12 protein-coding genes and 1 pseudogene are annotated in these 12,115 nt (G+C 73.0%); 8 read left to right on the top strand and 5 right to left on the bottom strand.

Features of this window, described 5'->3' with window-relative positions; all coding sequences use genetic code 11:
• Positions 1–11: 11 nt before the first annotated feature.
• Positions 12–1,028, top strand: a complete 1,017-nt coding sequence (locus tag ACH4RC_RS03435; protein ID WP_398194523.1) for an iron-siderophore ABC transporter substrate-binding protein — start codon at positions 12–14, stop codon at positions 1,026–1,028.
• Between the two features lie 10 nt (positions 1,029–1,038).
• Here ACH4RC_RS03435 and ACH4RC_RS03430 read toward each other — a convergent pair whose 3' ends face one another.
• The 5 genes from ACH4RC_RS03430 to ACH4RC_RS03410 form a co-directional block, all read right to left on the bottom strand.
• Entirely contained in the window at positions 1,039–1,854 is an 816-nt protein-coding gene (locus ACH4RC_RS03430; RefSeq protein ID WP_398194521.1) for an ABC transporter permease, read from the bottom strand.
• A gap of 17 nt (positions 1,855–1,871) precedes the next feature.
• The gene (locus tag ACH4RC_RS03425) at positions 1,872–2,741 is read right to left on the bottom strand and encodes an ABC transporter permease (protein ID WP_398194519.1); all 870 of its coding nucleotides are present in this window, start codon (positions 2,739–2,741) and stop codon (positions 1,872–1,874) included.
• A 1-nt stretch (position 2,742) separates the two neighbouring features.
• Entirely contained in the window at positions 2,743–3,945 is a 1,203-nt protein-coding gene (locus tag ACH4RC_RS03420; RefSeq protein ID WP_398194518.1) for an ABC transporter substrate-binding protein, read from the bottom strand.
• Between the two features lie 35 nt (positions 3,946–3,980).
• Positions 3,981–5,027, bottom strand: coding sequence for an ABC transporter ATP-binding protein (locus ACH4RC_RS03415; RefSeq protein WP_398194515.1), 1,047 nt, complete (start codon positions 5,025–5,027; stop codon positions 3,981–3,983).
• A gap of 115 nt (positions 5,028–5,142) precedes the next feature.
• Complete coding sequence (locus ACH4RC_RS03410; RefSeq protein ID WP_398194512.1) at positions 5,143–6,249, bottom strand: WD40/YVTN/BNR-like repeat-containing protein; 1,107 nt, start codon at positions 6,247–6,249, stop codon at positions 5,143–5,145.
• 196 nt (positions 6,250–6,445) lie between these two features.
• On the opposite strand from ACH4RC_RS03410, the gene ACH4RC_RS03405 reads away from it, so the two are divergent.
• The 7 genes and pseudogenes from ACH4RC_RS03405 to ACH4RC_RS03375 form a co-directional block, all read left to right on the top strand.
• Positions 6,446–6,859 carry an SsgA family sporulation/cell division regulator gene (locus ACH4RC_RS03405; RefSeq protein WP_398194511.1) on the top strand — a complete coding sequence of 138 codons (414 nt, stop codon included), beginning with the start codon at positions 6,446–6,448 and terminating at the stop codon, positions 6,857–6,859.
• 140 nt (positions 6,860–6,999) lie between these two features.
• On the top strand, positions 7,000–7,938 hold the full coding sequence (locus ACH4RC_RS03400; protein WP_398194509.1) for a DUF4129 domain-containing protein: 939 nt from the start codon (positions 7,000–7,002) through the stop codon (positions 7,936–7,938).
• Between the two features lie 50 nt (positions 7,939–7,988).
• A complete protein-coding gene (locus ACH4RC_RS03395; protein WP_398194506.1) occupies positions 7,989–8,498 on the top strand; it encodes a hypothetical protein in 510 nt (169 codons plus the stop codon).
• 22 nt (positions 8,499–8,520) lie between these two features.
• Positions 8,521–9,519, top strand: a complete 999-nt coding sequence (locus ACH4RC_RS03390) for an AAA family ATPase (RefSeq protein WP_398194504.1) — start codon at positions 8,521–8,523, stop codon at positions 9,517–9,519.
• Positions 9,516–10,874 carry a DUF58 domain-containing protein gene (locus tag ACH4RC_RS03385; protein ID WP_398194503.1) on the top strand — a complete coding sequence of 453 codons (1,359 nt, stop codon included), beginning with the start codon at positions 9,516–9,518 and terminating at the stop codon, positions 10,872–10,874. Before ACH4RC_RS03390 ends, ACH4RC_RS03385 begins: the two co-directional genes overlap by 4 nt.
• Positions 10,871–11,539, top strand: a complete 669-nt coding sequence (locus tag ACH4RC_RS03380; protein WP_398195751.1) for a hypothetical protein — start codon at positions 10,871–10,873, stop codon at positions 11,537–11,539. The genes ACH4RC_RS03385 and ACH4RC_RS03380 overlap by 4 nt, the downstream gene beginning before the upstream one ends.
• Positions 11,427–12,049: pseudogene (locus ACH4RC_RS03375) on the top strand (ATP-binding cassette domain-containing protein); the annotation flags it as partial. The gene ACH4RC_RS03380 and the pseudogene ACH4RC_RS03375, both read left to right, overlap by 113 nt.
• Positions 12,050–12,115 lie beyond the last annotated feature (66 nt).

The following is a 12,115-nucleotide window of genomic DNA, read 5'->3' as shown; positions in this document are numbered from 1 at the left end:
GAGAGCCCCTCATGCCCTCCCCCACCACCCCCCGCTCCGGCCGCCGCCGCTTCCTCGTCGGCGCGGTCGCCCTCGCGCTCGCCGGCTCGCTCGCGGCCTGCGGCTCAGGACCGGACGACGACAAGGCCGACAGCGCCGGCCAGAAGCCGTCCGGCGCGTTCCCCGCCAAGGTGTCCACCAAGTTCGGCACGGTCACGGTGGAGCAGCAGCCGAAGCGCGTGGTCGCGCTCGGCTGGGGCGACGCGGAGACGGCTCTCGCGCTCGGCGTGCAGCCCGTCGGGGCGAGCGACTGGCTGGCGTTCGGCGGGGACGGTCTCGGCCCCTGGGTCAAGGCGAAGTACGACAGGTCGCCGCAGAAGATCGGCACCCTGGAGCCCGAGTACGAGAAGATCGCGGCGCTCCAGCCGGACCTCATCCTCGACACCAAGTCGAGCGGCGACCGGACGCGGTACGACACCCTCAGCAAGATCGCGCCGACCGTCGGGGTGCCGAAGGGCGGCGACCAGTACAAGCAGTCCTGGGAGCAGCAGACCACGATGGTCGCCCAGGCGCTCGGGATCCCCGAGAAGGGCGAGAAGCTGATCGCGGACACGGAGAAGCAGTTCGCCGACGCCGCCGCCGCGCACCCCGAGTTCAAGGGCAAGACGATCACCATCGGCTCGCGTACGGCCTCGGCCTGGGGCGCGTACGTACGCGGCACCGGCCGGATCGACTTCGTCGAGCGGCTCGGCTTCACCAACAACCCGGCGGTGGAGAAGAAGGCGGGCAAGGCGTTCTCCGTGCCGGTGTCGGAGGAGAACCTCCAGATGCTCGACGCGGACCTGATGGTGATGGCGCCGATCGGCACGACCGCGAAGAAGATCAGCTCGGACCCGCTCTACGCGTCGATCCCGGCGGCGCGGAAGGGGCATTCGGTGGTCTTCGACGACAAGGACATCAGCTCGGCGTTCGCCACCGACTCGGTGCTCTCCGTGCGGTACGCGCTGGAGCACGTGGTGCCGCTGTTCGCGGACGCCGTCGGGAAGTAGCGCCCCCGGCTCAGATCCGGCTGCCCGCCGCCGTGTCGGAGGACAGCCGCTGGGCCACGTAGACCGGCACGACCGACAGCAGGACGAGGACGACGGCGACGACGTTGACCACGGGGGCCTGCTGCGGCCGGGCCATGTTGGAGAAGATCCACAGCGGCAGCGTCCGGACGCCGGGGCCCGCCGTGAACGTCGTGACGACGATCTCGTCGAAGGACAGCGCGAACGCGAGCAGGCCGCCGGCCGCGAGCGCCGAGCGGGTCAGCGGGAACGTGATGTCGCGGAACGTACGGGCGGGTCCGGCGCCCAGATCCATCGCCGCCTCCTCGTAGGAGCTCCGCAGCCTTCGCAGCCGGGCGGCCATGTTGTTGAAGACGATGACGACGCAGAACGTGGCGTGTCCGACGACGACCGTGAACAGGCCGAGCCCGATCCCGAGCGGCTCCAGGACCGTACGGAACGCCGTGTTCAACGCGACGCCCGTGATGATGCCCGGCAGCGCGATCGGCAGGACGACGGCGAACGAGACCGCCTCCCGGCCGAAGAAGCGGTACCGGGCGACCGCGAAGGCGATGAGCGTGCCGAGGACGAGCGCGATGAGCGTGGCGCCGAGGCCCGCCTTCACCGAGGTCCACAGCGCGTCCCTGGCGCCCGCGCTGTGCCAGGCGTCGCGCCACCAGCGCAGCGTGAGCCCGCTCGGCGGCCAGCTCGAACTCCGGTCCGGGTTGAGGGAGTTGACGACGACCAGCAGCAGCGGCAGGTAGATGACGGCGAAGCCGACGCAGGCGGCGGCGCGGAGTGCGATGCGCGCGGGGCGGGACAGGTGCACCACGGACTCCCAACGGCTCAGAGACTGCCGAGCGCGCCGGTGCGGCGCACGGCCAGCAGATACAGGACGATCACGACGACCGGCACGGTGCCGAGCGCGGCGGCCAGCGGCAGGTCGAGCGTGATGTTCGCGTAGACGACGTTGCCGATGAACTGGGTCTTGCCGCCGACGATCTGTACGGCGATGTAGTCACCGAGGCTGAGCGAGAAGGTGAAGACGGAGCCGGCCGCGACCGACGGCAGGACGAGCGGGAGCAGCACGGTGCGGAAGGTCCGCCAGGTGCGGGCGCCGAGGTCGGCGGAGGCGTCGAGCAGCGCGTCGGGGACGCGTTCGAGCCCCGCGTGGATCGGCAGGATCATGTACGGCAGCCAGAGGTAGGTCAGGACGAGGACGGCGGCGGTGAGTCCGTAGCCGGGCCCGTCGAGGCCGATCGGGGACAACAGCCAGTCGAGCAGGCCCCCTTCGGCGAGCATGACGCGCCACGCGTACGCCTTGACCAGATAGCTCGCCCAGAGCGGGGTGAGGATGGCGACGACGAGCAGCGGGCGCCACCGGGGGCCGGCCACGCGCGCCGTGCAGAAGGCGATCGGGAAGGCAAGGACCGCGCACAGCGCCGTGACGGCGAGCGCGACCCCGACGCTGCGGAGCACGACCTGCCGGTACACGTCCGTCGTGAACAGGGTGCGGAAGTTGTCGAGGGTCCAGGTGCGCACGATGTCGGAGGTGAACGGGTCGGTGGTCCACAGAGCCGACAGGAACAGCACCGCGAGCGAGCCGAGGTAGGCGACGACGAGCCAGGTCAGGGGCGCGGCGAGGAGCAGGGCGAGGCGGAGCCGGGGACTGCGGTGCAGCGCCCCGGCCGCCTTCTTCCCGAAGGGGACGGCCATCTCAGCCCTTGATCTCGGTCCACGCCTGGACCCACTTCGCGTACGGCACGCACGGGACGTCGGTGCGGCCGTCGAGGCACTGCGGGAGGGGCGTGGTCCAGAAGTGGACCTGTTTCCAGTAGGCGGCGTCGTCGGCGTGGTACGTGGCGCAGTGCTGCTTGTCGGCGGTCTCCTGGCACGCCCTGGCGTTGGCGGGGGCCTCGCCGAAGTACTCGGCGACCTGGGCGTTGGCCTTCGGTGAGACGATCCAGTCGAGCCACTTGTAGGCGCAGTTGCGATGTTCGGCCTTCGCGGAGACCATCCAGGTGTCGGACCAGCCGGTGGCGCCCTCCTTCGGCAGGACGGCCTCGACCGGCGCCTTCTCCGCCTGCGCGGTGTTGACGATGACCTGCCAGCTGGTGCCGATGACGGAGTCGCCGCTCTTGAAGGCGGAGATCTCCTTGAGGTAGTCGCTCCAGTACTCGCCGATGTTGTCGTTCTGTTTCTTCAGCAGGCTCACGGCGGCGTCGAACTGCTTCTGGTCGAGCGCGTACGGGTCCTTGATGCCGAGACCGGGCTGCGACTTCATCAAGTAGAGCGCGGCGTCCGCGAGATAGATCGGCGAGTCGTAGGCGGTGACCCTTCCCTTGTGCGCGGACGCGTCGTCGAAGACCGCCTTCCACGAGTCGGGGGCCGGGGTGACCTTGTCGGTGCGGTACATGAGGAGGTTGGCGCCGCGGCCGTGCGGGATGCCGTAGGCGACCTTCCCGACGGAGTTCCAGGGCTGCATCCTCAGGCCCGGGAAGACGTCCTTGTAGTTCGGTACGAGGTCGGTGTTGACCGGGGCCGCGTCGCCGGAGGCGATCAGGCGCAGGGAGGCGTCGCCGGACGCGGAGACGGCGTCGTACTGGCCGGTCTTCATCAGGTTGACCATCTCGTCGGAGGTTCCGGCGATCTTGGTGCTGACCTGGCAGCCGGTCTGTTTCTCGAAGGGGGTGACCCAGTCGGCCTCCGGATCGTTCGAGCCGTCCTCGGCGTATCCGGCCCAGGCGATCAGGTTGACCTTGCCCTCGGTCCTGCCGAGGGAGGTGGGTGCGGACAGTTTCGGCGGGGTGAAGCCCTGCTCCCCCGGTTCGCTCCTGCCGTCGTCTCCCGAGGATCCGCAGGCGGTGGTGAGCAGCAGTCCGCCGAGTACGGCGGCCAGACACGTTCGGGTTGCGCGCACGAGGTCTCCCTGTCGGTCGAATTCGCGTGGGTCGCTCAAGTCCGGTGCTGTAGCGGGACGTTGTGCCGTCGGTGCCAGCGCAGCAGGACGCGGCTGCCCGGCAGGGCGAGGGCGTCGGCGGCGGTCGTGTCGAGGTTCTGCCGTACGACGACGAAGCGGGCGTCGGCGTCGGTGTCGACGACGACACGGGTGGTGTCGCCGAGGTAGACGGCGTCGATGACGGTGCCGCGCACCTGGCTGTGGTCGTCGCAGGGCTCGCGCCCGCCGGGGTCGTCGTCGGGCAGGAGCCGGATCTTCTCGGGCCGCACACCGAACGTGCCAGGTCTGCCCGCGATCAGTTCGGCGGCGGCGCCTGTGAGGGTGTTGGAGGTGCCGACGAAGGACGCGACGAACGCGGAGGCGGGCGCCTCGTACAGCTCGCCCGGCGTGCCGACCTGCTCGACGCGTCCGGCGTTCATGACGGCGATCCGGTCGCTGAGCGCGAGCGCCTCGGCCTGGTCGTGGGTGACCAGCACGAAGGTGATCCCGACCTCGCGCTGCAACTCCTTCAGCTCGACCTGCATCTGCTCGCGCAGTTTGAGGTCGAGGGCGCCGAGCGGTTCGTCGAGGAGCAGGACGCGAGGGCGGACGACCAGGGCGCGGGCGAGCGCCACCCGTTGGCGCTGGCCGCCGGAGAGCTGCCCCGGCCGGCGTCCGCCGAACCCTTCGAGGCGGACGGAGGCGAGCGCGGCGCGGGCGCGCTCGGCCTGCTCCCTGCGGCCGGCGCCGCGCACCTTGAGCCCGTAGGCCACGTTCTGCTCCACGCTCATGTGCGGGAAGAGCGCGTAGTCCTGGAAGACGGTGGTGACGTCGCGCTCGAAGGGGGCGCGGCGGGTGACGTCGGTGCCGTCGAGGGCGACGGTGCCGCGCGTCGGCGTCTCGAACCCGGCGATCAGCCGCAGCACGGTCGTCTTGCCGGATCCCGACGGGCCGAGCAGCGAGAAGAACTCGCCCTCGGCCACGTCGAGCCCGACACCGGCGACGGCACGTACGTCACCGAAGGACTTGTGCACATCGCGCAGGGCGATCGCGGGCATGGCCATACGCGTAGATCATGCACACTTCAACGACGCCCACAAGACCGCCGACGGCGCGCCGGTCCCGTTCGTGCCGCAATCGGAATGCCGGGCGGCCCGGCGAAGATCCGTCGCAGGGGTCTCAGGACGGCCGGTGCCCCAGGCGCGCCACGCGCCCCTTCTCCCCCGCCGCCCAGCAGGCGCCGTCGCGTACGCAGTCGACGGTGTCGTACGAGCCCGGGTCCACGGTGCGCCAGGTGCGGCCCGCGTCCGTGGTGAGATCGGTGCCGGTCGGGCCGACGGCCAGCGCGGCGGTACGGCTGCGCGGGAGCCAGGCGACCCCGGAACGGTAGGCGGGCGGCGGCTGGGCGGACGGGGTCCACGTGCGGCCCGTGTCACCGGTGACCGCTGCGGCGTGCGGCGAGGGGTTGCCCGCGGTGTAGTCGCCGCCCACCGCGATGCCGTGGGCGCGGTCGCGGAAGGCGAGGCCGAAGACGCCGCGGGCCGGGTCGCCCGCCGGGACCGAAGTCTCGGCCACCGTCCAGTTCAGGCCACGATCGCGGGAGTGGAGTACCCGGGCGCTCGCCCCGCCGCCGGTGGCGAGCCAGACGTCCTTCGGACCCGACGCCACGAGGCACTGCCCGGACGCGGCGAACCCGGCCTCACCGGTCTGCGCGGGCACCATCCCGGCGCTGGGCAGGACGCGCCAGTTCCGGCCGCCGTCGCGCGTCGACAGGATGCGGAACCTGCCGTCCACCGGGTCGCTCATCGCGAGCCCGTTGCGGTGGTCGAAGAAGGTGACGCAGTCGTAGAACGCCTTCGGGTCGGGGTTGCGGAACGACTCCGTCCAGCTCGCGCCGCCGTCCTCGGTCCGGTAGATCCGGGACGCCTCGCCCTCGCCGATGGCCAGGACCACGGCGCGGCGGGCGTCGAACGCCTCGATGTCGCGGAACTCCAGCGCCTCGGCGGCCGCGCCGGGCGGTGCCACCTGCTTCCAGTGCGCGCCGCCGTCCGTGGTGCGCAGCACCGTGCCCTTCGATCCGGCGACCCAGGCGGTGCGCCGGTCGACGGCGGCGAGGCCGCGGAAGCGGGCGTCGGTGTGCGTGTCCTTCGGCTGCCAGTGCGCGGCGCGCTCGTGAGCTGCGGCGGGGCCCGGCGCGGCGCCGAGCGCGAGGGTCGCGGCCACCCCCGCGACAGCCGTCGTCCGCGCCACCAGCCCCGCGACACCCGTGACTCTCCGTATGCCCACACGCCTCAGATCCGTCATGGCGCGGGGAGCGTAGTCCACCATCCGGGTGGCGTCCAGATCACTCTGATTGAAATCGGTGACAGAGGTCACTCGTCTTTCGTCCGGCTTCAGGTGCACGGAGTTACCCGTTCCGCCGTCTCTTCAAGTGAGGCCGTCCGTCCGTCGTAGTCCGTGCAGTCGTCCCTAGGAGCAGGCGTTGTCCACCCTCATCGAGCAGGCTGTAGAGGCCCGAATCGTCGCCGCCGCACCGCGCATGGCCAGCATCCCCGCGACCCTCGGTTACGACGCGCGCGACCCGTTCGCCGTGCGCATGTCGTTCCCGGCCGCCGCCACCCTCGAAGGCGTCGACGTCTGCTGGACGTTCGCCCGTGAACTGCTCGCCACGGGCGTCCGGGAGCCCGCGGGCCTCGGCGACGTACGGGTGCGTCCGTACGGGTACGACCGCACGGTCCTGGAGTTCCACGCCATGGAGGGCACGGCGATCGTGCACATCCGCACCGGCGAGCTGGAGCGCTTCCTGGCGGACACGAAGGCGCTGGTCCCGGTCGGCGAGGAGTCCCTCCACGTGGACGTGGACAGCGACCTGGCGGAGCTGCTGCGCCAGGCGTGAACACGGCGCGGACCTCCGGCGGAACTCCGGATGAACCGTGTGCATCATGCAGGGAGATGTGGTGACAGGCGCGGCGGCGGATGTAAGGATGCGATGAATCAGGCGTCCGGGGGGACGCCGGTGTGTTCGGCGGGGGCTGCATGGTGCGCGGGGGGCAGGACGGGCGCGGGGCGCGAGGGGTGCCGCCCGGTGCGCTGATCGCGGCGGGGACCGTACTGCTGCTGGCCGTGGTCGCACTGCTCCTGCGGCCAAAGGACCGTCTGCTCGAACCCGGGAACGGGCCGCTCGGCGACCGGGGCATCCTCGTGGTCGGCCTCGTCGTCGTCTGGGCGCTGGGGCTCACCTCCTTCACGAAGCGGCTGCGCGGCCGGATCCGGACGGACGACACGACGACCCACCCCGCCGCGGAACGGCTTCGGCAAGCGGCGCTGCCGCTTCTGCTGGCGGGGCCACTGGCGCTCGGAATCCTCGCCCTCGTGCTGCACCGCTTCACCCCGAGTCCGTCCCCCGCTCGCCCGGCCCCCGTGCCCACCGCCCCGCCGGTCTCGACCGGCGTCATGGGCCGCCCCCCAAAGAGCAGCGAGAACTCCGACCCTTCCTGGCCGCTGTACGTCCTGCTCGGCCTGGCCGCCCTCGCCGTGCTGACGGTGCTCGTGATCGTCCTCGTACGGCGGCTACGGGGCTGGAAGCCGGCTCTGATCCGGCCCGACGCCCTGGCCGCCGATGACGACGACGCCGAGCGCGACCGTCGCCTGCTGCTCTCCGCCGTGCGGTCCGGGCACCGGGCGCTGGCCGAGGGCGAGGACGCGCGGGCCGCCGTCATCGCCTGCTACGCCGCGATGGAGGAGGCGCTCGCCGTCTCCGGTGTGGCCCGGCGCGCCTCCGACAGCCCCGCGGACCTGCTCACCCGCGCCACGCGTGCGGGCCTCGCGACCGGCTCGGCGGCGCCGCGCCTCACCGCCCTGTTCCGCGAGGCGCGCTACTCCTCGCACCCCATGGACGGCACCCAGCGCGCGGCCGCCGCCGACGCCCTGGAGGAGATCGCCGACCAGCTCCGTGACCGGGAGGCGGCGCGATGACCGGGCCCCCGTTCCCCCTGCCCCCCTCGTCCCCCGGGTCCCCCCTGTCCATGAGACGGCTGCTCGCGCTGCTCGGGGTCGTGGCCGCCTCCGCCGTGCTTCTGGTGTGGCTCGTCGACGGGCCGGTCGCGGCCGGTGCCGTCGTGGCCGTGCTCGTCGTCGCCGGGCTCGCCGTCGCCCGGTACGTCGCCGGGGCGGACTCCCTCGACTCCGGACACCGCGACGACGTACGGCTGCTGCGCGCGCGGGAACCCGGCATGGGCGAGTGGCGGAGCAACGTACGCACCGCCATCGGCCCCGACGGCGCCCTCTACTACCGCGCCGTGCTCCGGCCCGAACTGCGGCGCCTGTTCGCCGCCGCGCTCGCCGAGCACCACCACGTCTCGCTCGACCACCAGCCGGAGCGCGCCGCGGAGCTGATCGGCGCGGAGCTGTGGCCGTGGCTCGGCCCGGCGACGCCCGCCACCGGGCCCGACGGCGACGTGCCGGTCGCGGTGCTGCACCGCCTGGCCGACCGCCTCGAAGCGCTGAACACCCCTCGCCCCCGCCCCGCCGCCTGACCAGGAAGAACGGAAGAACGACGTGACGCCACCCCCGACACCCCCCTCCCTGACGTCCCGGCAGGCCGGTGAGCAGGCGGCCGCCGTGCTGCGCGAGGTCGGCCGCGCCGTCGTCGGCAAGGCGGACGCCCTCGAACTCGTGCTCCTTGGCGTCCTCGCCGGCGGCCACGTGCTCGTCGAGGACCTGCCGGGGCTCGGCAAGACGCTGCTCGCCCGCTCGTTCGCGACCACGCTCGGCCTGGACTTCCGCCGCATCCAGTTCACCCCCGACCTGCTGCCGTCGGACGTGACCGGTGCGTCCCTGTACGACCAGCGGACCGGTGAGATGGTGTTCCACCCCGGCCCCGTCTTCACCCACCTCCTGCTCGCCGACGAGATCAACCGGACGCCGCCCAAGACGCAGGCCGCCCTCCTGGAGGCGATGGCCGAGACGCAGGTGACGGTGGACGGGGCGACGCGCCCGCTGGCCGATCCCTTCATGGTCATAGCCACCGCGAACCCCGTCGAGTACGAGGGAACGTACTCACTGCCCGAGGCGCAGCTCGACCGCTTCCAACTGCGCGTGCGGATGGGCTACTTGTCCTCGCGCGACGAACTGTCCATGCTGCGGACGCGGATCGACCGGGCCGCGCCCGAGGCCGTCCTCGACCGCCTCGCCTCCCCCGCCGACGTGGTGGCGTGGCGGGCCGTCGTGGAGCGCGTCGAGATCGACGACGACCTTCTCGCGTACGCCGTCGCGCTCGTCGGCGCCACCCGCGAGCACCCCCACATCAGCATCGGCGCGTCGCCGCGCGGCGGGCTCGCGCTCGTTCAACTCGCGCGAGCGCGCGCGGTGTTGAAGGGGCGGGACTTCGTCGTCCCGGAGGACGTGAAAGCCCTGGCGGTGCCCGCGCTCGCGCACCGGGTGTCGTTGCGGCCGGAGCTGTGGGTGCGCGAGGTGTCCACGGACGAGGTGCTGCGGGAGATCGTCGACAGCGTCGGGACGCCCTCGACCCGCCGTACGGCCGCCGTCCCCTCATGACGACGGCACCGACTCCGCCCCCGGCCCGGCCCCGGCCCACCGCCTCCGTGCTGCGCGCCCTCGACGGACGTACCGGGGCCGCGCGGCCGCCCGCGCCGCCGACCGCCCGGCCGCGCCTCGGCGAGCGGGCGCTGCGCCTGCTGACCGTCGCCGTCGTCGCGCTGGGCGCGGCGCTGCTCACCGGGGAACCGGTGCTGCTCGCGTTCGCCGCCGCGCCGCTGGTACTCCTCGCGCTGTCGCTGCCGCGTACGTACGTGCGCCGGGTCGAGACGGCGGTGACGGTCGAACCGCGGCGCTGTTTCGAGGGCGACACCGTCACCGTCCGGATCTCGGTCGCCCACGACGGCGGCGCCGTCCGCCTCGACCCCGGCGTCACGCTCGGCCCGGGGCTGCGGCTCGACGAGGTGGCGACCGGCCGGTCCACCGTCGTCCTCCGCCACACCGCGTCGCGCTGGGGCCGCTGGTCGCTCGGCCCCGTCGACCTCGACGTGTACGACGCCGGGGGCACCGTACGCCGCAGCGTGCGGGTCGACGTGCCGGAGGTCTCGGTGTTCCCGCACGCCGGGCAGTCCCGCTTCACGCCGATCCCGGTACGGCTGCCGCAGCGGCTCGGCGAGCACACGTCGGCACAGACCGGGGAAGGCGTCGAGGTCATCGGCGTACGGGCGTGGGAGCCGGGCGAGCGGCAGCGGCGCATCCACTGGCCGTCGACGACCCGGCGGGGCGCCGTGCACCTGCACCGGTTCGCGGCGGAACGGGCCGCCGACACCGTGCTCCTCCTCGACGCGTTCGGCGACATCGTCGACCCCGCGACCGGCGTCTCGTCCCTCGACGAGACGGTCCGCGCCGCAGCCGGGCTCGCCCGCGCCTATCTGCGCACCCACGACCGCGTCGGCGTCGTCTCGACCGGCGGGACGACGCGGTGGCTGCGGCCCGCGACCGGGGACGCGGCGTTCTACCGCATCGTCGAGAGCGTCCTCGACGTCCGCAAGGACCGGCGGTTCGACGCGCCGGGCCTGGAACGCGTACCGCCGCCCGCGCTGCCCGAAGGCGCGCTCGTGTACGTGTTCACGCCGCTGAGCGATGCCCGGGTGCTCAAGGTGTTGCGGGATCTGGAGGCGCGGGGCCGGCGGCCCGTCGTCGTCGAGATCCCGTGCGGGGACCCTCCGGTACGGGGCGATGACGTGGCGGCCGAGCTGGGGGTACGGCTCTGGCGCGCGGAACGGGACACGATGCGGTTCGCTCTGCGGGACAGCGGGGTGCCGGTGCTGCGGCACACCGCCGGGGAGCCGCTGGATCTGGCGCTGGCGCCGCTGCTCGCGGGGCGCGGCGTGGGGGGAGGCCGGTCGCGGTGACGGTGACCTGGCGCGAGCTCGGTGCGCACGGGGCGCGGACGCTGCCCGTACGGGTGCTCGGCGTCGCCCTCGTGGTGGTCGCGGGGCGGCCCTGGGAGACGGTGCACGGGCTGTTGCGGGCCGTGCTGTTCGGGGGTGTCGTGCTGTTCGCGGTGTGGGCGGCGCCCGGGGTGGACCGGCGGCCGACCGCGGCGTCCTCGCGGTGGCTGGACCAGGTGGTGCGGCATCGCACGACGGTGCTCGCGGGGGTCGGCGTGTCCCTCGCCGCGGTCGGGGGCGGGGTGTCGGGGTGGCAGGGCCTGTGCGCGGCGGTGCTGCTGGCCGGGTATCTGGTGGCCGGCGATGCGTGGTCGACGGGGGGTACGGCTCAGCGGGGTCCGGGGCGGGTCTGGGGTGAGGGGGCCGCGGCGGTCGTGGCGGCCGGGCTCGTGTGGGGCTCGGCGACGATCTCCGGCGGGCGGTGGGGGGACGGGCGGACCGGTGCGGTGGGGGTTCTGGTGGTGGGGCTGGCCGTGGTGGTGGGTGGGGGCTGGTGGATGTTGTCCGGGGCGCGGCGCGCGCAAGCGGGCCGCCCAGGTCTCCGCCGGCAAGCACCGCATCATGCACGAGGAGAAGCTCAACGAGGCGAAGGAACGTCTCGACAAGGCGGTGGAGGCGGTGCGTGACGACGACGAGATCCGCGTCGACATGCCCTTCACCGCTGTTCCGCCCGGACGCTCCGTTCTGACGCTGCGCGATCTTCACCTGGCCTACGGGGCACGTGTGCGGGGCGGGTTCGAGCTGCGCGGGCCCGAGCGGATCGCGCTCGTCGGGCGCAACGGTGCGGGCAAGTCGACCCTGCTGCGCACCGTCGCCGGTGAGCTCGGGCCCGGACCCGGTTGTCGGTGGCGTCCGGCGCGAACCGGGCCACGTTCTCCGCGACCCTGTCCGGCGGCGAACGGTTCCGCGCGACCCTGGCCGCGCTGATGCTCTCCGAGCCCGCACCCCAGCTCCTCATGCTCGACGAACCGACCGACAACCTGGACATGGCGAGCGTGCGCCGACTGGCCTCGGCCCTGGAGTCCTACGAGGGCGCGCTCATCGTGGCCGGCCACGATCTGCCGTTCCTGCGATCGATCGGAGTGACCCGCCGGCTCCTGCTCGACGGAACGCTCCGGGACACCGAGGCGCCGTAAGGAGCGCGGCGCGCCGTGTGACGTGTCTCTCAGTCCGGTTTAACGGGCCCTGGATGTGACATCGAC

Source organism: Streptomyces sp. NPDC016845, from assembly GCF_044332585.1.
Classification (GTDB): domain Bacteria; phylum Actinomycetota; class Actinomycetes; order Streptomycetales; family Streptomycetaceae; genus Streptomyces.
The sequence above is the reverse complement of the archived record's forward strand: the minus strand, read 5'-3'. Positions and strand labels throughout refer to the sequence as shown.